This is a genomic window from Pseudomonadota bacterium, assembly GCA_036339585.1.
Lineage (GTDB): Bacteria > Pseudomonadota > Alphaproteobacteria > UBA8366 > UBA8366 > UBA8366.
Genome location: JAYZAS010000002.1, coordinates 45,137 through 67,693, shown reverse-complemented (window position 1 = coordinate 67,693; position 22,557 = coordinate 45,137). Strand labels below are relative to the sequence as shown.

Below are 22,557 nucleotides of genomic sequence, written 5' to 3'. Positions count from 1 at the left end.
CTATTCCTTATATTCCGTTTCTCGCATTGAGGGGCGTTGACGGAACTCTTCAAACCACACCGCTAAGTTTTCACGATAACCACGCCAGTCGCCGACAACACGGGACTGATCTAGAAATCCTAAAAAACAGCCTATGGCGATTGGGCCTATTGTAAGTTCACCAGCGAGAGAGGTTGCCTCGCTTTCAAGCTCGTTGAGTGTACTCTCCACCGCCTGACGCCAGCGTCCGAGCCAGTATGGCGAGCGGCTACCGCCAGGCCGACCCGCTTCATAAGCGAGTTTAACGGCATCATCCATACCACCATCTCCCAGCGCTTGCTGCCGCAGTGCGGCCCAGCGGCTCATTCCTTCTTTGGGGAATAAGACGGGTTCGGATGTTAAAGAATCCAGGTATTCGCAAATAACCGGAGAGTCGAATAGAGAATTACCGTTATTATCAATTAGTGTCGGGACTTTCAGAAGCGGATTGATTGGTCCCAATTCAGTGGGACGGTTGTGTCTTTCACTTTTAAAAAGCTCTAATTTCTTGGCAAGAGTTTTTTCAAGAGCAACAATGCGCACTTTGCGAGCAAAGGGGGATAATGGAGAAAAGAATAGCTTCATTTATTAGACACTCCAAGCCGTTTGGCGTTAGCTTGCTTAGTGGTTTTTTGAAATGATTCGCGGTTACTGATCTCACAGTACCAAGCCCCTAGCTTCGGATTTTTATGGTGCCAATCAGTATCTGGTTGCCGCTCATTGACGTAAGCAAGGCCGCAAGCCAAAGCGATTCCCCCGATTGTCATTGGTCCTTCGACGAGATCAAAGTTTTTTTCTGTCCAAGTTATAATGCGATCAATAGCATTTGCATGTTTCATGACCATTTCTTCCGACCGAAATTTTTCTGGGCGAGCTAATTCTTTGTAATGGGACTGAGGTGCCTCGGTCAGCCCATCGCCCAATGCTTGAAGTTTTAGCGCTTTGAAACGCATTTCACCCTCCTGAGGGTGAAATATGGGATCCCTATCCGACCAATCAAGATATTCACATATGACAGGAGAATCAAAAAGAGTTGTGCCATCTTCTAATCTTAGGGCGGGTACCTTTCTCAAGGGATTATCTTCATCAATGTCTTGATTCTCTCCGTAAAGGTCCGTAGCACTGAGTTCAAGCTTCCCGAACATGCCTTTCTCAAGTGCTACCACCATACATTTGCGCGCAAATGGTGAGCGCGGTGTAACCCGAAGTTTTAACATTTTTTCCTACCTTTTCTTAAAATCATGGTAGCACGAAATGAGGCTTTTTTCATTAACTACAGAATGTGGTACTGTTACTTTATTGTGTATAATGACGTAATTTACTTAAAACATTTTTACAAAAGCCGCATTGGTATTATCAGCCAACGGCTGATAGGATCCAAACTGCGCCGGCTTTGGCCAAGCACGACCGGAATGACTGTCCTTGGGATCGGATATGCAATTCCTTATTTGATGCCCTTCCGTAATGGATCTGAATTAGCACTTGCAGCCATGCCAGCACCTCAAGGGGTTACACATTGGCCAAAAAAATCTTCCGGATTGGTTACGTTATCGGCTTTTCATGAGTTACCATTTCCTGATCGCTCGATTGATCGATTACTCGTTGTGCACGGCCTTGAGGATATTGAGGATTTCCCAGCCATTCTGCGCGAATTATGGAGAGTCGTTAAAGATGAGGGGCGCCTTATAGCCGTTGTTCCAAATCGTCGAGGACTGTGGGCAAAATTTGAAAAAAGATCGCCATTCGGGCATAGCCGCCCTTTTAATTCGGGGCAAATATGGAAACTATTACAAGATGGATTATTTGTACCGTTAAGGGTGGAAAATGCGCTTTATTTTCCACCAACGCGATTGGACTTAGTTGTACGACGCGCATGGGCAATCGAGAAAATCGGGAATTATTTGTTTAGGACCTTGGCCGGCGTTTTGATCATCGAAGCATCAAAACAAATTTATGCAGGCTCCACAGACAAGAAACAGGCGGTTAGTTCGGGAAAAAACTTTGTAAAAGTGCGCAACAGTAACGCTGCTTCGCGCGGCTAGGTGTTTGTCAAAAACATTGCGATGTCATTTCTATTTCTAATTCTTCAATGCTAACTGCATCGATTACGCGAAGCGCAACATCAACTGAGTAGCCCTGACGCGCAAGAGAGGCTATATCTTTTTCGCGCCATTCCTCTCGTTCAACTGTGCGCCACGGACCAAGGCGACGGCGCCGGCAATAGGTAAAGGCCGCTTTAATTTCTGTTGCTGGAGAGTCTTTAAGTTGTTCATCAAGCACCAAGTTGATGGTCTCGCTTTTTACACCCTTTGCCAGCAAGTTAGATCTGATCGCTCTTCCGGAAGCGCCTTTCTGCCTCATACTTGCGGCACGCGCTGCCGCGTATGCAGCATCATCAAGTAATTTTGCGGTGCAATATCGCTTTAAAATTTGGTCGACGAAACAACTACCTTCCTCGCGGTCTGTACCGTGAGCCCGAGCAGAGCGATCAACTCGGCGCATTAACACGCGTCGCAAGTTCTCGGTAGAAGTAGCGTAACGCTGTAAATAAAAGAGAGCGGCGTTCTCGAGCGATTTTAAAGTAACTTTGCGGGGAAGCTTCTCTCTACGGTGTGCATTTTTAGTCATATCGAAAATTAATACTTTAACCTACATTCAAGTTGATGTGATGGCCATCACTGCATACTTTTCTAAGGATGCCGATAGTTAGGAGTGGAGTCTTGGCCTTAAGCCTACCCTGCCCCTTCCTAATGGCATTGGTTAGGGTTCCAAAACGGCGGCATAGAATTGCCGCCGTTTTTCTTTTTAGCCATGCATTCAGACATCAATTTTACAAATTTTTGCTTGTTTGAGTAAACTGTCATTGCAGGTGAAAGTAATCACATTTCATAAAATTTGAATAGCAGTGGTTCCTTGGTTAAGCTCGCGCTAATATTTTGTTTTAATGCCCTAAGATCGAGATTATTGGAATCTTTATCAATCGGCATAGTTTTTTACAGTGTATCGTTATGCAAATTGTTCATGTTCGCCTCGTTTTATGAAAAAAGAATCTATGACTGAATTTAAAAAATATCGAGAGCCGCGAACTTTCGGCGCTGTAAATTGGCGTGGATTATGGACCCTTTATGTCAAGGAGATCCGGCGGTTTCTTAAGGTTTGGACACAAACCATTATTGCCCCGGTAATTACATCACTGTTGTTTTTAGCTATATTCGACCTAGCGCTGGGCCGTGCTGCCGCAATGGTTGGAGAAGTAAAATTCATAGAATTTTTGACGCCTGGCCTTATCATGATGATGATAGCGCAGAACGGTTTTGCGAATACTTCATCGTCTATTTTGATAGCAAAAATCCAAGGGAATATTGTTGATTTCCTGATGCCGCCAATCGGGGCGTCAGAGCTTATGTTTGCCTATGTATTCTCAGGTGTTACACGAGGCATATTGGTTGGTATCGCAACATGGGCGGCTATGTCATGTTTTGTATCACTTACCATCTACAATGTTGGGGCCATTGTTTTTTTTGCTTTTTCTGCTTCATTTATGATGTCGATGCTAGGTATTATAGCGGGCTTATGGGCAGAAAAATTCGACCATATGGCAGCGGTTACGAACTTTGTAGTTACCCCACTTTCTTTTCTTTCTGGGACATTTTATTCAATCGAGTTACTGCCCGAGATTTTTCAAAAAGTAGCTATGTTAAACCCTCTTTTTTACATGATAGATGGGTTTCGGTATGGGTTTATAAAGCAGGCTGATGCCCCTTTCTGGCTTGGAGTAACTGTTTTAATGGGAGTAAATATATTTCTTTGGTGGTTGACTGCGCGCCTTCTGGACAAAGGTTATAAATTGAAGGCTTGAGTTTATAAAAATCTGATATGGCGATTGGCTGCTGCTTAGTAGTTTCATAAAGTTGACAGCTAAGCCGCGAAATCAGATTATCCTGGTTTGCCGAAAATTTACTTGAACTGGTATAAATGTCTGACTCACATAAAAATAAACCAACAGCTGTAATGCCAACATATGCTCGGGCTGATATCTCTTTCGACAGAGGTGATGGTGCATACTTGGTATCAACAGATGGGACTCGCTACCTTGATTTTTGTGCGGGAATAGCAGTCAATGCACTAGGACATAGTGATCCACGTTTAGTACGAGTATTAAGTGAGCAGGCCAAGAAAGTCTGGCATACTTCTAATCTCTTCCGTATTCCTGACCAAGAGATGTTGGCAAATCAGTTGGTGGCAACATCTTTTGCGGACTTTGCCTTTTTCTGCAATTCGGGAGCAGAAGCGGTGGAGGGCGGGATAAAGTTATGTCGAAAGTATCATAGCGCAAATGGTGAGCCAGAGCGTTACAGAATATTGAGCTTTGATGGCTCATTTCATGGTCGGACTTTGGCAACCCTGTCTGCATCTAAAAATGCCGGTCATCTTGAGGGGTTTGGACCTGAGACTGAAGGCTTTGACATTTTACCATTCGGTAACACTAATGAACTAAGGGCGGCGGTTACGGAGGAGACAGCTGCTATATTAGTAGAGCCAATCCAAGGCGAGGGCGGGATCAGGCCTGCGGAGAACGACTTCTTGAGGGAGGTGCGCTCGATTGCCGATGAATTCGGGCTGCTAGTGTTTTTTGACGAGGTCCAATGTGGCATTGGGCGTACGGGGAAACTGTGGGCCCATGAGTGGTCTGGTGTCGAGCCGGACGTGATGGCTGTTGCTAAGGGTCTCGGAGGAGGATTTCCTATAGGCGCTGTAATGGCAACGTCAGAGGCTGCAAAGGGGATGGTTGCTGGCACACATGGTTCAACGTTTGGCGGCAACTACCTCGCTGGTGCCGTGGCTAGAAAAGTTCTTGAAATCGTATCGGAAAGGAAGTTTCTCGAGAAAGTGCAAAAGGTAGGTAAGCTGTTGCGCCATGAAATTACGAAACAGTGTGAGATGCATCCAACAGTTTACAAGGGTGTGAGGGGCAAGGGCCTTATGCTCGGCATCAAATGTGGGCCGCCAAATAGCGAGTTAGTTAAGCTCCTCAGAGATGAAGGTTTGTTGACTGTGGGGGCTGGTGACAACATTTTGCGGTTAGTTCCTCCTTTGATTATCGATGAGCACCATGTTGCCGAGGCAGTAAGTATGCTCTCTACGGTGGCAAAGCAGTTAGAGAAGAAAAAAGTTAAGAAAAAGGATTAAAGGGTGCCACGACATTTTCTTGATCTGGATCGGTTTGATGAGCACACACTGCGGCGGTTGCTTTGTCTCGGTGGTGAGTTCAAGAGGGATGATAGCTGTAGCCAACTTCCGCTGAGCGGGAAGACTTTGGCTATGGTTTTCGAACAACCCTCCACCCGAACACGGGTAAGTTTTGAGGTAGGCATGCGGCAGTTGGGTGGTGATGTTGTGCTGCTAAGCGAATCGGAAAGTCAGCTGGGCCGTGGTGAGACGGTTGCAGACACCGCTCGTGTGCTATCACGGTATGTAGATGGCATAATGTTACGAACAAAATCGGCCGAAAATTTGGAAGAATTGGCACAGCATTCAACTGTTCCTGTAATAAATGGTCTCACAGATCTGACGCATCCCTGCCAAATTCTGGCTGATATTATGACCTTTGAAGAACGTAAGGGCCCAATTACGGGCAGGTGTGTTGCTTGGCTAGGTGACGGGAACAACGTAGCTGCGAGCTGGATTCAAGCTTCAGTGAAACTGGGGTTCCCGCTGCGTCTAGGTTGTCCTCGGGGACTTGGCCCCGAGTCGACATTGATTGAGTGGGCAATAAGTGAAGGTGGGAATGTTCTCTTAACCGAGGACCCCGACGAGGCGGTAAGTGGAGCCGATTGTATAGTTACAGATGTGTGGGTTTCGATGGGCGATCGCGATCCAAAACGCAGGCACGAGTTATTACAGCCTTATCAGGTAAATCAGCGAATAATGTCGTTAGCGGAGGATAATGCGATTTTCATGCATTGCCTGCCAGCTCACCGTGGTGAGGAAGTCACTGCTGATGTTATTGATGGTCCGCAATCGGTAGTTTGGGATGAGGCCGAAAATCGACTTCATGCACAAAAAGGCGTGTTAGCTTGGTGTATGTCGTAGCTGATGGGGCGGTCGCCCCCAAAAATAATTTCGTTCTTCCTTTTTTGTTGGATGGGCTTGAGCTTCATGGACGGCTAGTTCGATTGGGTTCCGTCGTTGATGAAATTATTCTTGCCCATGACTATCCTGCACCGGTAGCTCATTTATTGGCAGAAGCGTTAACGTTAACTGCAATGTTAGCCTCGATTTTCAAGTACAAAGGCGTGCTAAACTTACAAATAAAAGGAGATGGCCCGGTCCGTTTACTTGTTTGTGATGCAACGGATGGCGGCCAACTGAGAGGTTATGCCAAGTTTGATCGCACCTGTTTGCCCACCTTTTGCAATAAAAAAAGCAACACGGTTCAACTAGTGGGAGAGGGCTATCTTGCTTTTACAGTTGAACGTGGACCGGAGAAAGAGCGTTACCAAGGTATAGTCGAATTAGGCGGTAGAACACTTGAACAATGCGCCCATCATTATTTCCAGCAATCTGTTCAATTTGACGCAGTATTGAAAATAGGAGTCTCTCGTGACAGAGACAAAACTTGGCGGACGGGTGGAGTTATGCTTCAGCGTTTGCCTAGAAAAGAATCAATGGTCCCTAACGGAAAGATCGATGAGGTATGGAAGCAACACCGAGATTTAGTACAGAAAATAAAACCAATCACCCTATATCAAAATTGTATTTCACCATTTTCGGTACTTTTCGAGCTATTCAATGGTGATAAAATTCGTGTGTACGAGGCTAAAAATCTGTGTGCAAAATGTAGTTGCTCTAAAGAACGGGTTGAGTTGGTCCTCGCTGCTCTGCCGAATGAGGAAATAGAAAGCTTGAAGGTGAACGGAAAGGTAGTTGTTACATGTGAGTTTTGTAATCTGCAGACTATTTTTCGTGAGAGTGATTTAACTGAATTGCGCGATAGAGGAAGATTGGAATGACGAGCAATATTGCTTATTTTTGGCGCTTTTTAGTTTTTTTTTCGTCCTTAATTGTTGTGGTGGCCTGTGAGGCTCCACGGGAGAGACCATTAACTGGTCCGACCTCATTTTCTAAACTTTCAAAAATCAATCTTGATGTGGCAAAAATTGACGTTAAACGCATTTACAAAGCTCCATTGAAATCTCCTTACATAGAACACGAAATGCCGAACCAATTATTAGATGCTGCTGAAAGATGGGCCAAGGATCGTTTGCGTGCGGTAGGAAAATATGGGGTGGCGAGTTTGACTATTGATCAGGCGAGCGTGGTTGAAGTGAAGTTAGAAAAAGTTGGCGGCATTCGTGGCGCTTTTACAAATAATCAAGGTGAGCGTTACGATGTCGTTCTGTCAGTCGGCATAGAAGTGCTCAAGGCGGCAAACGGAGGGCAAGCCGCAGCAAGAACGACTGTTAGAGCTAGCCGAACCATCTCTGAAAATGCAACAATTGCGGAACGGGAACGATTGTGGGAACAGATGAATAATGATGTTATGGGTGAATTCAATAAAGCTTTTGAGGCACGCTTACGTAAGCACTTGAGTGCTTTTTTGAGATAAAGTCCTACTCGCGCCAGAATGAAGGTGCTAGCAGCACGAAAATAGTAAATAATTCGAGCCTGCCAATTAACATTCCAAAAGATAAAAGCCATTTTGCGGAGTCGGGTAGCGTAATGAAGGTTCCGGCAGGGCCTATCGTGGAGCCCAAACCCGGCCCCACATTAGAAATTGCTGTGGCAGCCCCTGATATTGCCGTAAGGAAATCAAGTCCCATCAGCCCAAGACCTGTGGCCAAGACAGCAAAGGAGAGGGCATATAGGAAGAAAAATCCCATTACTGAGCTCCCAACTGTCTCGTCAATCGGTTTTCTATTATAGTACGAGAGGAACACGCCATGGGGCTCGTGTAACTTTCGAATTTGAGTTAGGGCGGTTGCATAGAGCACTTGGAAGCGGAAGACTTTGATCCCGCAGGTTGTCGAGCCTGCACAACCTCCAATGAACATAAGAAATAGAAATGAGGCGAGGGCAAACGGACCCCATGCACTAAAATCTGTGGTGGAATAGCCGGTGCCGGTGATCACTGAGACCACGTTGAAGGCGCTATTCGAAATGGCGGTAACGGGATCCTTCCCTTTTGTTTGCCACAAATATATTGCAAGCGCACCCACGGCTGTGATCACGATGGTAAAAAACCACTGCACTTGGCTGTCACGCCAAAGAGCCCTAAAATTGCCACGCAATACTTTCAAATAGAGTACAAATGGTAAGCTTCCAATCAGCATGAAAACAATAGTAATAAGTTCTACCCTTATATCTTCAAAGTAACCTATTGAAAGATCATGAGTTGAGAAGCCTCCTGTCGCAATAGTGGTCATTGCGTGTGCAATGGCATCAAATCCAGTCATGCCAGTGATCCAGTAGAGAAGTGCACAAACCGCTGTGAAGGAGAGATAGATAAAGCCAATGTAGGCGATTAACTGTGCTGCGCGGGGCATAATTTTTTCTGACTTGTCGGAGGATTCCATACGGAATAACTGCATACCGCCCACTTGAAGAAGTGGCATAATAGCAATTGCCATTCCTATTATCCCAATCCCTCCTAGCCACTGGAGGAGGGCTCTCCAGAGAAGAATACCTGGCTGGACATTGTCTAAGCCAACTATCACTGTGGACCCAGTAGTGGTAATCCCAGACATCGCTTCGAAGAAAGCGTCAGTGTAAGTCAAGTTCAGGTCAGCAAAGATCATTGGCAAAGCGCCAAAAGCGGGAATAATGATCCATGCAAGGGATGTTAAGAGAAAAGCTTGACGAACATTGATGCCTTTTTTAACCCGCCGCGCACTCGAAAAAACAAAAAGTCCCCCGATAAAGCCGGTAAACCCTGCGGAGACTGCGAACACCTGCCAATCTTTATTACCGCTTACTAAGTCCGCGATAGCAGGTAAACACATAGCGCCAGCTAGTGTTGATAACAACACACCAAGAATGAAAAGCACTGGGCGAAAGTCGAGCATGGCAAGAGGCCCACTCAGGTTCAGTTTTCTGTGTAAAATATACTAGTATACCATCACGGTTTTGCGAAGACTGGTTCACTAAATAACTTTAGGCAGAGTTAGGTTGAGAAGCTTGGGCTAGCACCCTCTATAAATGAGAGAAACTCACGCCGAGTCTTTGAGTCATCACGGAATGCGCCCAACATGTGGCTAGTGATCATCGATACACCAGATTTTTTAACCCCACGTGTTGTCATACATTGATGTTGAGCTTGAACTACGACACCGACACCCTTGGGTTCTAATACTTCGTCTATAGTCTGAGCTATTTGAGCCGTCAACTTTTCTTGTATTTGTAGACGTCGAGCAAAAATTTCTACAACACGCGCCAATTTGCTTATGCCAATTACTCTGTTGGATGGAAGGTAAGCGACATGTACCTTTCCAATTATTGGCACTACGTGGTGTTCGCAGTGCGAAAAGAACTCGATGTCTCTGAGGACCACCATTTCATCATAACCACCCGTTTCTTGGAAAGTTCGCTCGAGAACCTCGACGGGATCTTCGTTGTAGCCCGAGAAATACTCCTCCCAAGCCCTCACAAAACGAGCCGGAGTATCTACGAGACCTTCACGTTCGGGATTGTCGCCAGCCCATTGGATGAGCGTCCGTACAGCCTTCTCAGCTTGTTCACGGCTGGGCCCCGGATCGTCTGCGCCTTTTGCCGTTGGTTGTGCCGTCATTAGTTTCAAACCTCTTTCAGCCTAACAATTCTGTATTGATTGGATAGTGTTTTCTATCCAGAGTCTAATGTAGGTTATTTACCGGATATTTCGAACTTAAACTACTACAGTTTTATCCCATCAATTCAACTGCATTGGCTGATGCGGGCTATCAAGTGAGAACGCAGGGATTCGCACATCGAAACATTCTCCATTTGGTGCTTCCATTTGATAAGTGCCCACCATTATGCCAGACGGTGTTTGCAAAGGTGTTCCACTGGTATACTCAAAATCATCGCCCGGACCTAACACAGGTTGTTCGCCCACAACTCCAGGTCCGCGCACCTCCTGAACCCTGCCATCTGCATCAGTTATTTGCCAGTAACGTGTTCGCAATTGTACAGTTTGAACCCCGTTATTCTCTATTTTCACGTGATAAGCCCACACAAAATGATTCTCGTCTGGTGCAGATTGATCTTCAAGGTAGAATGGCTTAACCGTTACTTTGATGTCGCGGGTACGTTTCTGATACATTTCCTATTCCTGTAGACCACAGCAGTATTCGATTTATAGTTTAAGCCCCTGTTTAGTTAGTTTGTCAAAGCAAAACCTCTAAATTTTTTAATTATACATTGGAACCGGTGCTACATGAGGCCCTGCCGAGGACGCAGAATTTGCTGCAATGAGGATGTTTTAACTTCACTGGGTGCTGAGCGCTGGCTAGTGTTGATCCAAAATCAAATGCTTCTTCATATGGCAAAAGGGTGCACGGTGAAACAACTGGAGAGGAATCTCCCTTGCGTTTTAATACAACCCGAGAATGAGAGCACATCAACTCACGTGGGGAAATATCCAGCACATTCCAGCAACTTTCAGTTATTTCTGGCACGTCGATTTGGTCATCCAATTCAGGAAAAAGAACTAAACTAGTAGGATTTGACGCATCGATAGTAATTTTTTCATTAAAGAATAGTGCATCGAAGCCCTTGCGTATGATGTCTTCGCTTTGTAACCAACAAGTTCGGCTAGCAACTGAAACTGGGAAACCGTTTTCACACAGCCATTTTAGTCCTTGTAGAGCGGGTTCCCATGTATTTTCTCCACGTATCTTTTCGTGGCCTCCTTGTGTGAAATGGTCTAATGAAACTCGGAATTTGCATTTTTCTCGAGGATGAAGTGAGAGAACGGCATCGGCGCACTTCATTAGTGGGCGCATACCGTTTGTGAGTACCAATGCTTCAAAGCCTCGTGCAAGCACATTTTCCAGCATAACTATTAGATCGGGATTCATAAAAGGCTCACCGCCGGTAAACCCTATTTCGTTGGTACCAAGTTGATGATAGGTAGTCTCGTGAAGAAACTCATCAACTTCTGAGGCGCTTAGGTAAACGAGTTTGTCATTTTTAGGACTAGATTCAATGTAGCAATTTTCGCACGCAAGGTTGCAAAGTGTTCCGGTATTGAACCAAATAGTCTCTAGTTTACTAAGAGAAACCTCCGCACGAGCTTCTCCCCGAGCCGTGTAGTCTGGGTCGCGAAATTTGTTCGGGTCAAGCTTCGGACCTAATCCTATGGTGACACTGCTCATAATTATTGCTCTTATAAACCCACATTTTAAAGTGACCAATTACAAATTAGGAGTTTTCACGCAAGCGGCGCGATTGCAACCATTTTTTCTGTACCGTATAAACTAAACTAATTGCGGGTATGATGTAATGGTAGCCTGTCAGCTTCCCAAGCTGAACGAGTGGGTTCGATTCCCACTATCCGCTCCAAAAATTTATCATTTTTTATTTTGTTATTGATAGGCCCAAATAAGTTATAGAATAAGTATATTAATAATAACCGCTCTGTAGTTAGACCGTTTGTTGCGGTACAAAACTATATCTAAGCGTTTGTGATCAAAGCCTTTCAGAAAATTTTCTGCTATTGGGCTAAAAGAGACTTCCCGTCAATCCAGATAATGTTTTCAGATATGAGGCGAAGGGGTTACAGTAGTACACTTCCAACTAAAAATCTTTTAGCCAAGCGGCTCAGCGCTGCGAGCAGCCGAGAAAATAGTATCGAGCAACAATGCTGCTAAAAGGCCCGTTGTATTAGACGTGAAAAGATTCCCCACAACCGCAACGACCCTTCTCGTTGGGATTACTGAACACAAAACCGGAAGTGAATTTGTCCTCCTGATAATCCATTTCTGACCCAATAAGAAACATAGTTGCAGCTGGGTCAATGAATATCGTAACACCTTTATCTTGGACGATTTCCTCAAACTTTTTCTGTTCTTCGGCATACTCGACGAAATATGACATGCCGGAACAGCCCTGTGTCTTAATACCAACACGAAGTCCTTTTATAGGTTTGTCAGCTTGTGCAATCAAAATTTTTACACGCTCTGCCGCAGTTTCAGTTAGTGTCATTAATTGTGATGTTGGCATGTCTTCACCTACTTCCGTCATTTTATTCTATCTACCACATATCCAAAGCTAATTTCGCTGCTTCTGTCATTCGTTCTTTGGTCCATGGTGGGTCCCAGACAAGTTGGACCGTTACTTCTCCAAATCCTTTAACGCTTGCAACTGCATCGGCTACCATCTTAGGCATTTCCCCAGCAACAGGACAACCCGGGGCTGTTAAACTCATCATGACCTCAACCGATCCATCTTGATTAATGTCATAGCTATATATTAAGCCCAACTCAAATATATCAACCGGTATTTCAGGATCAAATACGGTCTTTAGTGCTGCGACCAGATCTGCTTCCGAGGCTAAAGGCACTCCCGCCTCTACTGGCGATCCAGACATAGCTTTAAAATCGGATCCTCCAGGCAGAAAATCTGATAATTCTTTATGATTGTCCATATCCTACTCCGTGGATATTTCTTCTACTCCGTGAACTGCCGCATCTAGAGCATGCCACGCCAGTGTGGCACATTTAACACGAACAGGAAACTGTCGAACTCCAGAAAGAACCTGTAGACGCTCAATCTCCTCATCGCCATCTTCACTTTCAAGATTAAAATCGTCAGTTGTGCACATCTTCCTGAAATCATCGAATAAGGTTTTCGCCTCAGTAATTGATTTGCCCTTAACTATCTCCGTCATCATTGAGGCAGATGCGATTGATATTGCACATCCTTTACCAAGGAAACTTACATCAACGATACATTCGTTTTTATCAACGTCAACGTAGACAACGACTTGATCACCACAGAGGGGATTTTTACCAGCAGCCTCGCGCTCGGGCTTTTCGGGGCGACGGAAGTTACGGGGGTTTTTCCCATGGTCTAAAATTACTTCCTGATAGAGTTCGCGAAGCTCGTCTAGCATCAGCTAAAAATCTCCTGTACCGTTTCTAATGCCTGGCATAGCTGGTCAGCATCATTTTGATTATTGTAAAGACCAAAAGAGGCGCGTGCAGTTGCTGGAAGCCCTAGACGATCCATCAACGGTTGGGCACAATGGTGGCCAGCGCGAATAGCAACTCCTGACCTATCTAAAATTGTGGCCATGTCATGGGGGTGCGCACAATCAAGGATCATTGAGATTACGCTAACCTTATTTGATGCAGTCCCAATGATTCTAAGTCCGTCGATAGCATTTAGCCTAGAAGTTGTATAATTAAGAAGATCATTTTCATGCCTGGCAATCGCTACAAGGCCGATATTATTTATATAGTCGATCGCAGCGCCCAGGCCAATCGCCTGCGCAATAGCTGGCGTCCCAGCTTCAAATTTTGCTGGAAGATCGGCCCATGTGCTTTCTTCAAAAGTAACGGTGTTAATCATGTCTCCGCCGCCCATATATGGGGGCATGGCATCTAGAAGTTCTTTTTTACCATACAGCACTCCAATACCAGATGGCCCATAGAGCTTGTGTCCCGAGAAAGCATAAAAGTCGCAATCCAAATTTTGAACATCGACAGACTCATGCATCACCGCCTGACACCCGTCGATTAATACGGCTGCGCCAGCGGAATGGGCGAGCTCTGTAATGCGTTTCACTGGAAGTACTGTGCCCAACACGTTTGATATATGGGGAAATGATACTAGCTTCGTGCGTTCACTTAAAAGTTTCTCGAAAACATCCATTCGCAACTCTCCGGAATCTGTTATCGGTACCACTTTCAGTACTAAGTCTTTTTCTGCTTTCAACAATTGCCAAGGCACGATGTTGGAATGGTGCTCCATCTCAGTAATTATTATCTCGTCTCCACAATTCAGTCTGCTTCGTGCATAACTACTGGCAACTAGGTTTATTGCTTCGGTTGCATTTCGTGTGAAAATAATTTCACCGCGATACTCAGCATTGAGAAATTCCTGCACCTTGTCCCGAGCACCCTCGTAATTGTCGGTAACAACCTCACTGAGCTGATAGGCTCCCCTGTGAACATTAGCGTACCCAGAGTCATATACGGCACTTATGGCATCTATCACTTGGCGGGGTTTCTGTGCTGAGGCGGCGCTATCAAGAAATGCAAACGGTTGTCCGTGCACCTCCGTTCCCAGAATCGGGAAGTCCGAACGGATTTTTTCTACGTCGTAAGTCTTTGACGGACGATTAGAAATATCAGTCATTACATTTTCCTGTGGACAGCCAAGTAGAAATTGTCTCACTCAAAGTTTTTTGGATTAAGGGATTAGAGATTTCATCTATTGCAGATTTGATGAAAGCCTCGATAAGAAGGTTTCGGGCAACCACTTCATTAATGCCGCGCGCCCGCAAGTAAAATAATGCGTCCTCATCGAGTTCGCCGGCGGTGGCACCGTGTGAGCATTTGACATCATCGGCATAAATTTCTAGTTCTGGTTTAGAGTCCACTTCCGTGCCTTTCGACAGAAGAAGTGCTTGATTAAGCTGGTAACCGCTAGTTCTCTGGCTTTCTTTACGAACCAAAATTTTGCCCTGAAAGACACCGCGGGCTTTATCATCGAGAACTCCCTTGTATATTTCGTGGGACGTGCTATTTGGTGCAGCATGGTCTATGGATGTTGTGTGATCTCCATGTTGGTTGCCATTTAATAGATATATGCCCAACAAACGACAATCAGCATTACTGCCAATGATTTTTGCGTTAACTTCATTACGCGAAAGCTTCGCCCCAATGGTAACAATAAAATTTTCGTAATTAGAGCCATCTGCAAGCCTTACTTCCGTAGCAGCAATATGAATGGCCTCTTTATGGTCATTCTGTATTTTGTAATGATGCACGGTTGCATTTGAGCTAAGTTCGATTTCTGCTACGCAATTACTAAAATAGTTATTATTTTGAGCGCCAAAATGACTTTCAAATAAGGTTACTTTGCTATTTTGACCGGCGTTTATCATAAAGCGAGGGTGGAAGACTACAGGCTTAGCTGACGGTTCAGTTAACGAAATCAAATGAATAGGTTTGTCTATACGTGCGCTCTCACAAATGTTTAAACATAATGCGTCTGTAAATGCTGCAGTGTTCAATGCAGCCATTGGGGTGCGTTCAAAATCTATAAGTCTGGACAGCTTATCTTCGCCAATTTCATCAATGGATTTCAACTCTAACCCTTTTGGCAAGTCATCAATATCCGATAACGATTTAATCAATGACCCGTTTATTAAAACAAACTTGTAGGCGTCGATCTGGGAAAATTTTTGCAATGATAGAGTAATTTTTTCATTGGAAGAGACATAAGAAGCTGGCACAAAATTTTCCTGCCGGATTTTGTTTAGGTTGGTATATTTCCAGCGCTCATCTCGAACCGTCGGCAGACCTAATTCGTCAAAAACGTTGAGGCTGTGTTCGCGTAGTGCCTTTAGCCAATTCAGATGGCTTCCCGGAAGTTGCCTGTGTATCTCACCATATTGCTTTGCGAGATCGCGGGCTGTGTTTTGTTTCACTACCATTTGAAAAGCGCTTATGAGTTATGCAGCTTGGTTATCGGTGAACATGCTGTAGCCTGATTTTTCTAGTTCAATTGCCAGATCCTTCGCACCTGTGGCAACAATCCTTCCGTTCACTAAAACATGGATCACATCAGGCACGATATAATTTAATAGCCTCTGATAATGCGTAATTACCAGCATCGAACGTTTGGGGTTTCGCAGCCTATTTACCCCGTCTGCGACTGTTCTTAGGGCATCTATGTCGAGCCCCGAATCTGTTTCGTCTAGCACCGCTAGCTTTGGCTCAAGCATAGCAAGTTGTAACACTTCGTTGCGTTTTTTTTCGCCACCGGAAAATCCAACGTTGACGGGCCGCTTAAGCATTTCATCAGACATCGCAATTTCTTCTGCTTTCTTACGAACGAGTTTCAAAAATTGCATCGCATCTAGTTCGTCTTCGCCGCGATATTTTCTTACCGCATTCAGCGCTGTTTTAAGAAAAGTCGAAGTAGCTACACCCGGAATCTCAACTGGATATTGGAACCCAAGGAATAGGCCTTCCCCAGCGCGTTGCTCCGGATCCATTTCAAGAAGATCTTTCCCATTAAAAGATACGGTCCCGTTGGTGATTTTGTATTTATCACTGCCAGCCAATACGTATGAGAGCGTACTCTTTCCGGATCCGTTGGGACCCATTATTGCGTATGTTTTGCCAGCCTCTATTTTTAGGTTGATGCCCCTCAATATTTCGTTGCCGTCGATGGACACGTGAAGGTTCTTAATTTCGAGCATGATTGTTATCTACCTGTCCTACGCATCAAAGTTTAGCCAACGCTGCCTTCGAGGCTAATGCCAACGAGCTTTTGGGCTTCAACAGCAAACTCCATCGGCAGCTGCTGGAGCACTTCTTTACAAAACCCATTTATAATGAGCGCTACAGCTTCCTCATCAGACAGTCCCCGTTGACGGCAATAAAAAAGTTGATCTTCGCTAATTTTAGCGGTAGTGGCCTCATGCTCTATTTGAGCTGCCGGATTACGTGACTCGATATAGGGAACTGTGTGAGCGCCGCATTCATCACCGATTAGAAGGCTGTCGCACTGTGTGAAGTTGCGGGCCCCATCTCCGCCGGGCATAATTTTGACTTGCCCTCTGTATGTGGAATCAGATTTACCTGCAGCAATGCCTTTCGCTATTATGGTAGACCGGGTGTTTTTACCAAGATGGATCATTTTTGTGCCCGTGTCTGCCTGCTGATAATTATTTGTTATTGCCACGGAATAAAATTCGCCAACAGAATTATCTCCCTCAAGAATGCAGCTCGGGTATTTCCAAGTTATTGCTGAGCCTGTCTCGACTTGGGTCCATGAAATTTTAGAGTTACGACCGCGGCAGGCCCCACGTTTGGTTACAAAATTATAAATGCCGCCAATCCCATTTTCATCACCAGGGTACCAATTTTGTACGGTAGAATACTTAATTTCTGCATCATCTAGTGTTACAAGTTCAACTACTGCAGCGTGAAGTTGGTTCTCGTCACGCATTGGGGCCGTACAACCCTCAAGGTAACTTACATATGAGCTTTCATCGGCTATAATTAAGGTCCGTTCGAACTGACCAGTATTCTCAGCATTTATTCTGAAATACGTAGAGAGTTCCATCGGACAGCGCACACCTTTTGGTATATATACGAATGAGCCATCCGTAAACACTGCTGAATTTAAACACGCATGTTTGTTGTCTCCATAAGGTATCACCGAGCCAAGGTATTTCTTTACCAATTCGGGGTGTTTCTGCACTGCTTCCGATATGGAGCAAAAAATTACACCTTCTTCTTCCAATTTCCCCTTGTAGGTAGTCGCAACGGAAACGCTGTCAAAGACAGCGTCCACCGCGACACCAGCAAGCATTTCTTGCTCCTTGAGGGGAATGCCAAGTTTTTCATAGGTCTCGAGAAGTTTCGGATCGACCTCGTCTAAACTATTCGGCTTGTCGACATCTTTTTTCGGGGCCGCATAATAGTAGGCATCTTGATAATCGACCGGGGGAAAATTCACCTTCGCCCAGTTAGGCTCCGGCATTTTCAACCAGTGAGCATAGGCTTTTAACCGCCAATCCAAAAGCCATTCAGGCTCATTCTTCTTTGCAGAGATAAAACGCACAACGTCTTCGTTGAGGCCTTTTGGAGCAGTTTCAAGTTCGATATCGGTGACAAACCCAAATTCATACTTGTCGCCTATTTTCTTTACTGCCTCAGCTGTTTCTAGGGTTACTGACATTGGATAAAGTCTCCACTAATCTCTTCCCGATCTGCGGGTTTAACTATTTCAGGCAGTTTTGATGGCATACACAGTTCTTCCAGCGAAATTTCTTCCAAAGTATTTCGTATTGCCCTGTTTACACGATCCCAACCCCCGCGCACGGGGCAGAGCGACTCAACGTTGCATGAATCTTCGGCCCCTTCCGCGCAAGCGGTTAAAACAACTGGACCATCCAGTGCTTCTATCATTTCCGCCACAGAGATTTGACTGAGCGGACGCTGTTGCGAGTAGCCACCATTCACCCCTCGGTGAGACTTTATTAATTGTTTTTTAGCAAGCTTTTTCAAAATCTTTCTTACTGTAGGTAATGGCAAACCGGTTGTTAGGGACAGACTTGGTGCAGTAGTGATGATGTCTGCGCTTCTACTGACGTGCACTATTATCATTACGGCATAATCAGTCATTCGGTTCAGCTTAATCATAAAAAACTTCTTCGGTAGAAAAAAACACATGCTTTCTAATTAAATTGGACCGTTTCAGTACCGTTTTCAAGCGCTCCCTGCAAGCACTTTCGCGGCACTACAAAAAACGGAGTTAAAATACGGTCAGAAGTCGAAATTTATCCGCCCATAATTTGAAAAATAAATCACCTACTTTCCCGCGTTGCCAGTTTAGCGTAGGATTTAAACATGGCTGATAATGTGACCAAACTTCGCCGGGCAAATGAAATCGAATCTGGCCCTAGTCTCACCAATTTGCGACACGAGGCACAAAAAACAGAACGCAAAGCGAAATTGATACTTCGATTTGGAGTCGGGCTCAGTGTGATCTGGGCTTTAACTTGCTTGTTTTATGTGCACGAGCATTTGGGGTGGGACTTTGCTGTGCAGCTTTTGCCCCATGAGATGGGCATGCTGTTTGCCGGGTTTGCTTTGCCGGTAGCCATGCTTTGGGCCGGGATTTCATCTTTTCGTAGGTCTCATGATGTTCGCTTTCATACTGAAATGTTACGCCGTCACCTTGATCTTTTGGGTTATCCTGCTGAAGAACACGAAGGGCGTGTCAGAACAGTTTCCGATCTTCTTAAAAAACAGGCTGAAGAGTTAACACAAGTTAGTGAATACGCGACGCAACACATGTCGAAATTAGTAGAGGCGATGGAAACTCAAACAATTGGGTTGGGTCAGGCCAGCGATAAGGCTGCAGCGGAAGTGCACCTAATACGTGATAGATTAATGGTTGATGTTGAAACACTGCAAGATTTGGTTAAGAAAATTGACCAACAGCGAGGCGAAGTTGAGTCTACCGTGTCTGGCCAAGCCGAAGCCCTTGGTCGCGTTACCCAAGCAGCTCTTGAGCATTCTGATCATATAAACGCCGCTTTAAGAATTCAGGCAGCTGATTTGAGTGGTGTATCGGATAGGGCAGCTGAACAAGCAAAAAGTCTTGGTGTATTGTTCGAGCAATACTCTGAAGATCTGCAGGAAGCTAGCCGCAATGCAGAGCAGCAAGCAGCCGAGGCGGAAAAATACCTGTCGGAAAGTGCGGAGGACCTCAAGCTTGTTGCGGAGAAGGTTGGGACACGTGCCGCCTCTATAGCAGAGGAGCTCCATGAGGAAATTGGGCATATGACCGAGAAATTGAGATCTTCCCTTGAGGAACAATCGGCTGCCGTTGGTACGATGACTGACCGTACTGGCGAGCGGATTGAGCGCATGGCGGTGGGATTAGCGCGGCAAGCAACGGATGCTACCGGTCATCTCGAGGTTGCGCTCGAAAAACAGTTTAAGGCTGTTGATCATGTTTTGACTACAGCTGAACATCGAATGGATGAACTAAAAAACCAAGTAGATCAGCAAGTGACTCTGCTTAGCCACGGGCTAAGAGAATCAATAAATCACAATGCTGGGCAGATTGGTGTAACAGTTGATAAAGCAAAAGAACAGATTGGTCGGCTTACTTTCGTTATCAACGAACAGTCCCAGAACCTTGCAAATGTTACGGAAAAGTCGAGCGTTGAAACTGAAAACATGATTGGCGCCCTAAAAACGCAGGCTATTAATCTGTCAGGAACAGCGGAGCACATAGCTAAGCAAACACAGGTAGTGCAAGACACGGTAAATCAGCAATCTGAGCAGCTTACCAAAGCGTCTGATCAAACTGCCGAACGAATTCAAGCTCTAAGTGCTATGTTCCAAGAACAAACTCTATCACTAGGTCAGGCAACCGATCTTGCCGTAGATCGCGCAGATGCTCTGCGGTCTGCACTCGATCGTCAAGCACAAGATCTGCGGGGAGCATCCGATCATGCGGCGTCACAAGCCAGAGAGATAGAAGCTCTTTTGCAGGCAAAGGCTTCAGAGATTACAGTTGCTGTTAAAGATAGTGTCGGTGAAATCGGCCAAGCTCTTGGGCCGTCTGTAACAGAAGCGCAAATGATGGCCGCAACTTTGACACAACAGGCAGCGACTTTGCGCGACGCGGCAGATAGGTCTGCAGCCCAAGCTAGCTCAATAGCTGAACTGATGCGCCAAAGAGGAATTGAACTAAATCAAGCATCCGACCATGTAACCGGAAAGGTTAAAGAAATTCGGGAAGCGCTAAATGAAAATACGAATGATCTGAATCAAGCGGCCACCAATGTTGGCGAGCGTGCCAGTGAGGTGAAGGCTGCACTGGCCAACGATAGTCGATATTTGTCGGATCTAGCTAATTTTCTGCATGAAAGGTCTCAGCAGATTGATACGCAAATCCAGCATCATACTGAGACTTTAAAGCAGTCATCATTGCAAGCTTCACAACAAGCCGATGAAATATCCGATGTATTGCAGCGTCAGGTTGCCCGTTTGCTGGAGGCAGCGGGTACTGTAGCCGAAACCTTAGGTGCGGCAGGTCAGAATTTCGACAAAGAAACCGCATCAGTGAATACGGCCCTTATGGAGGGATTGAGGTTGATGAATGACGCAGGAGAACATTTCAATGCTCAAGCTGAGCGGCTCACCTCAGCATCATTGCAAGCTGGCATGCAGATTAATGATAATAATGAGGCCCTCCAAAATGAAACCAAAGAGATCATGCGGGCGTCTAAAGAAGCGGCAGAACGGATGCAACTTGTGGGCGAAGTTTTCACGGAGCAAATAACCAATTTATATGGTTCAACCGATCAATTATCTTCCCGTATGGCGACTTTAACGGAGGGGTTGCGACAACAGGCTCGCGGCATAAGTGAAGCCGGCGACGAAGCGAGCGTCCGCGTGCGAGAGGTTGGCGAAATGTTGGGAAGTCAAACTCAATCTTTGGTGCAGGCGACAGGTGATGCACGCCTTGAGATAGACGCTTTAACTGAGAGAGTTGATAATCATCGAAGCAATCTTTTGGAGACTACCGATGCTGTAGTTTTGAAAACATCTGAAGCAAGCACACATTTTGATCAACATGCTGCAATTCTTACCGAAGCCGCTGCGGCCGCTGCCGATCAAGCTGAAAAATTGAAAGAGCTAGATCTCTCAGGTCGAAGGAATCTTTTTTTAAAAACGGCTCGATTCATTATTGAAGACTTGCATTCAACGGCTGTTGACCTCATTAGAATTCTGCGGACAGAGGTGCCGGACGCCGATTGGAAGCGCTATGTGAAGGGTGATCGAGGAATATTCACCCGCAAATTACTCGGTGAAAAGCCTTCTGCAACTGTTTCATTGATAGCTCAGAAGGTTCAACGTGAGGAGGAAATGCGCCGTTATGTAATGCGCTATTTTGATCACTTTGAAACATTATTACGAGAAGCAGAAGATGTTGATCCGGAACACCTCTTGCACTCGACATTTATGACTGCCGATGTTGGCAAACTCTATCTACTGCTTTGCAGGGCATTAGGCAGAGATGTAATGTATGACAAATAGTTTTCTTTGAATATTGAGATCATGTTCTGAAACCAGACATCTTTGATTTGCATTTCAAAAAACTCCCCAATCAATAATGGTGAAAATACCAAACCCGACAACAACCGTTCCACCCAAACGATTTACTGCCGACATAGTTTTTGGGTTAAGCCCGCGGCGAAACCGCGCCGCAGCAGTCGTGAGCCCGATCCACCATATGCTCGCACCTACAAAAACGCCACCGACGACTGTTATTTTTTGAATAGAGTTCACTGCGATATCTCCAATTTTGAAACCTCCAAAAACAGCTATGAAGGCAAAAATTGTTGCGGGATTTAATACTGTAACCAAGAAAGCACTTAGCCAATTCCCGGCAAGGTTACGCAGTTGTAAAACAGTGGTTTTATTATTACCATTGATCGGTTTTTCTAAATAAATCAATGCGCCCAATATGATTAAAATTATTCCACACGCTGGTTGAAACCAGTTCGTTTGATCAAGCAACTTCGGTAATGCGACCGATAGGCTAAAAATAGAAATCGCTGCTAATAATGCATCGGCAGCGGCAGCGCCTAGCCCTGTGAAGAAGCCCGGCCACCATCCATGTTTGAGACTTCGGTAAACGCACATTACTGCAATAGGTCCAACGGGCGCTGCTATCGCAATCCCAATACCTATGGCCTTTGAAAAAAGAATAAGATCCAATTTCGGCTTCCTTGTTTCGGAAAGACATTGGGCCGACTAATACCACAAATTTTTGTTTCAATATCGAAATAAA

Annotated in this window: 23 protein-coding genes and 1 tRNA gene; 8 read left to right on the top strand and 16 right to left on the bottom strand. The window is 45.3% G+C overall.

What is annotated here, in order from left to right; all coding sequences use genetic code 11:
* On the bottom strand, positions 1–603 hold the full coding sequence (locus VX941_01980; GenBank protein MEE2932174.1) for a glutathione S-transferase N-terminal domain-containing protein: 603 nt from the start codon (positions 601–603) through the stop codon (positions 1–3).
* Positions 600–1,235, bottom strand: a complete 636-nt coding sequence (locus VX941_01975) for a glutathione S-transferase N-terminal domain-containing protein (GenBank protein MEE2932173.1) — start codon at positions 1,233–1,235, stop codon at positions 600–602. The genes VX941_01980 and VX941_01975 overlap by 4 nt, the downstream gene beginning before the upstream one ends.
* Before the next feature lie 195 nt (positions 1,236–1,430).
* Here VX941_01975 and VX941_01970 point away from each other — a divergent pair, with 195 nt between their 5' ends.
* The gene (locus VX941_01970; GenBank protein MEE2932172.1) at positions 1,431–2,060 is read left to right on the top strand and encodes a methyltransferase domain-containing protein; all 630 of its coding nucleotides are present in this window, start codon (positions 1,431–1,433) and stop codon (positions 2,058–2,060) included.
* Positions 2,061–2,067: 7 nt separating this feature from the next.
* Here the strand turns inward: VX941_01970 and VX941_01965 are convergent, their stop codons facing one another.
* Positions 2,068–2,646, bottom strand: coding sequence for a RecX family transcriptional regulator (locus VX941_01965; protein ID MEE2932171.1), 579 nt, complete (start codon positions 2,644–2,646; stop codon positions 2,068–2,070).
* Between the two features lie 424 nt (positions 2,647–3,070).
* On the opposite strand from VX941_01965, the gene VX941_01960 reads away from it, so the two are divergent.
* From VX941_01960 to VX941_01940, 5 genes are all read left to right on the top strand, one after another.
* Positions 3,071–3,877, top strand: coding sequence for an ABC transporter permease (locus VX941_01960; protein MEE2932170.1), 807 nt, complete (start codon positions 3,071–3,073; stop codon positions 3,875–3,877).
* Between the two features lie 116 nt (positions 3,878–3,993).
* Positions 3,994–5,208, top strand: coding sequence for an aspartate aminotransferase family protein (locus tag VX941_01955; protein MEE2932169.1), 1,215 nt, complete (start codon positions 3,994–3,996; stop codon positions 5,206–5,208).
* 3 nt (positions 5,209–5,211) lie between these two features.
* A complete protein-coding gene (argF, locus tag VX941_01950) occupies positions 5,212–6,111 on the top strand; it encodes an ornithine carbamoyltransferase (GenBank protein ID MEE2932168.1) in 900 nt (299 codons plus the stop codon).
* Complete coding sequence (locus VX941_01945) at positions 6,099–7,031, top strand: Hsp33 family molecular chaperone HslO (protein ID MEE2932167.1); 933 nt, start codon at positions 6,099–6,101, stop codon at positions 7,029–7,031. Before argF ends, VX941_01945 begins: the two co-directional genes overlap by 13 nt.
* Positions 7,028–7,627, top strand: a complete 600-nt coding sequence (locus VX941_01940) for a hypothetical protein (protein MEE2932166.1) — start codon at positions 7,028–7,030, stop codon at positions 7,625–7,627. The genes VX941_01945 and VX941_01940 overlap by 4 nt, the downstream gene beginning before the upstream one ends.
* Before the next feature lie 4 nt (positions 7,628–7,631).
* On the opposite strand, the gene VX941_01935 is transcribed toward VX941_01940, so the two are convergent.
* From VX941_01935 to VX941_01920, 4 genes are all read right to left on the bottom strand, one after another.
* Positions 7,632–9,083 carry a TrkH family potassium uptake protein gene (locus tag VX941_01935; GenBank protein ID MEE2932165.1) on the bottom strand — a complete coding sequence of 484 codons (1,452 nt, stop codon included), beginning with the start codon at positions 9,081–9,083 and terminating at the stop codon, positions 7,632–7,634.
* 98 nt (positions 9,084–9,181) lie between these two features.
* Complete coding sequence (gene folE, locus VX941_01930) at positions 9,182–9,805, bottom strand: GTP cyclohydrolase I FolE (protein MEE2932164.1); 624 nt, start codon at positions 9,803–9,805, stop codon at positions 9,182–9,184.
* Between the two features lie 120 nt (positions 9,806–9,925).
* Entirely contained in the window at positions 9,926–10,318 is a 393-nt protein-coding gene (gene apaG, locus VX941_01925; protein MEE2932163.1) for a Co2+/Mg2+ efflux protein ApaG, read from the bottom strand.
* Positions 10,319–10,409: 91 nt separating this feature from the next.
* Positions 10,410–11,372 carry a radical SAM protein gene (locus tag VX941_01920; GenBank protein MEE2932162.1) on the bottom strand — a complete coding sequence of 321 codons (963 nt, stop codon included), beginning with the start codon at positions 11,370–11,372 and terminating at the stop codon, positions 10,410–10,412.
* 113 nt (positions 11,373–11,485) lie between these two features.
* Between VX941_01920 and VX941_01915 the strand changes: the two genes are divergently transcribed.
* A tRNA-Gly gene (locus VX941_01915) sits at positions 11,486–11,559 on the top strand.
* 321 nt (positions 11,560–11,880) lie between these two features.
* Here the strand turns inward: VX941_01915 and VX941_01910 are convergent.
* Genes VX941_01910 through VX941_01875 form a run of 8 tightly spaced genes read right to left on the bottom strand, consistent with a single transcriptional unit; the run spans position 11,881 to position 18,383 of the window.
* Complete coding sequence (locus VX941_01910; GenBank protein MEE2932161.1) at positions 11,881–12,240, bottom strand: iron-sulfur cluster assembly accessory protein; 360 nt, start codon at positions 12,238–12,240, stop codon at positions 11,881–11,883.
* 10 nt (positions 12,241–12,250) lie between these two features.
* A complete protein-coding gene (locus tag VX941_01905) occupies positions 12,251–12,586 on the bottom strand; it encodes a DUF59 domain-containing protein (protein ID MEE2932160.1) in 336 nt (111 codons plus the stop codon).
* A 60-nt stretch (positions 12,587–12,646) separates the two neighbouring features.
* Entirely contained in the window at positions 12,647–13,111 is a 465-nt protein-coding gene (locus VX941_01900; GenBank protein MEE2932159.1) for an SUF system NifU family Fe-S cluster assembly protein, read from the bottom strand.
* The gene (locus VX941_01895; GenBank protein ID MEE2932158.1) at positions 13,111–14,358 is read right to left on the bottom strand and encodes a cysteine desulfurase; all 1,248 of its coding nucleotides are present in this window, start codon (positions 14,356–14,358) and stop codon (positions 13,111–13,113) included. The genes VX941_01900 and VX941_01895 overlap by 1 nt, the downstream gene beginning before the upstream one ends.
* On the bottom strand, positions 14,351–15,661 hold the full coding sequence (gene sufD / locus VX941_01890; GenBank protein MEE2932157.1) for a Fe-S cluster assembly protein SufD: 1,311 nt from the start codon (positions 15,659–15,661) through the stop codon (positions 14,351–14,353). Before sufD ends, VX941_01895 begins: the two co-directional genes overlap by 8 nt.
* An 18-nt stretch (positions 15,662–15,679) precedes the next feature.
* The gene (sufC, locus tag VX941_01885) at positions 15,680–16,432 is read right to left on the bottom strand and encodes a Fe-S cluster assembly ATPase SufC (protein MEE2932156.1); all 753 of its coding nucleotides are present in this window, start codon (positions 16,430–16,432) and stop codon (positions 15,680–15,682) included.
* A 32-nt stretch (positions 16,433–16,464) separates the two neighbouring features.
* Positions 16,465–17,919, bottom strand: a complete 1,455-nt coding sequence (gene sufB / locus VX941_01880) for a Fe-S cluster assembly protein SufB (GenBank protein MEE2932155.1) — start codon at positions 17,917–17,919, stop codon at positions 16,465–16,467.
* On the bottom strand, positions 17,910–18,383 hold the full coding sequence (locus tag VX941_01875; GenBank protein MEE2932154.1) for an SUF system Fe-S cluster assembly regulator: 474 nt from the start codon (positions 18,381–18,383) through the stop codon (positions 17,910–17,912). Before VX941_01875 ends, sufB begins: the two co-directional genes overlap by 10 nt.
* 207 nt (positions 18,384–18,590) lie before the next feature.
* On the opposite strand from VX941_01875, the gene VX941_01870 reads away from it, so the two are divergent.
* Positions 18,591–21,800 (top strand): hypothetical protein, encoded by a 3,210-nt coding sequence (locus VX941_01870; GenBank protein ID MEE2932153.1) that lies wholly within the window; start codon positions 18,591–18,593, stop codon positions 21,798–21,800.
* A 54-nt stretch (positions 21,801–21,854) separates the two neighbouring features.
* On the opposite strand, the gene VX941_01865 is transcribed toward VX941_01870, so the two are convergent.
* Positions 21,855–22,484, bottom strand: coding sequence for a LysE family transporter (locus VX941_01865; GenBank protein ID MEE2932152.1), 630 nt, complete (start codon positions 22,482–22,484; stop codon positions 21,855–21,857).
* Positions 22,485–22,557: the final 73 nt, after the last annotated feature.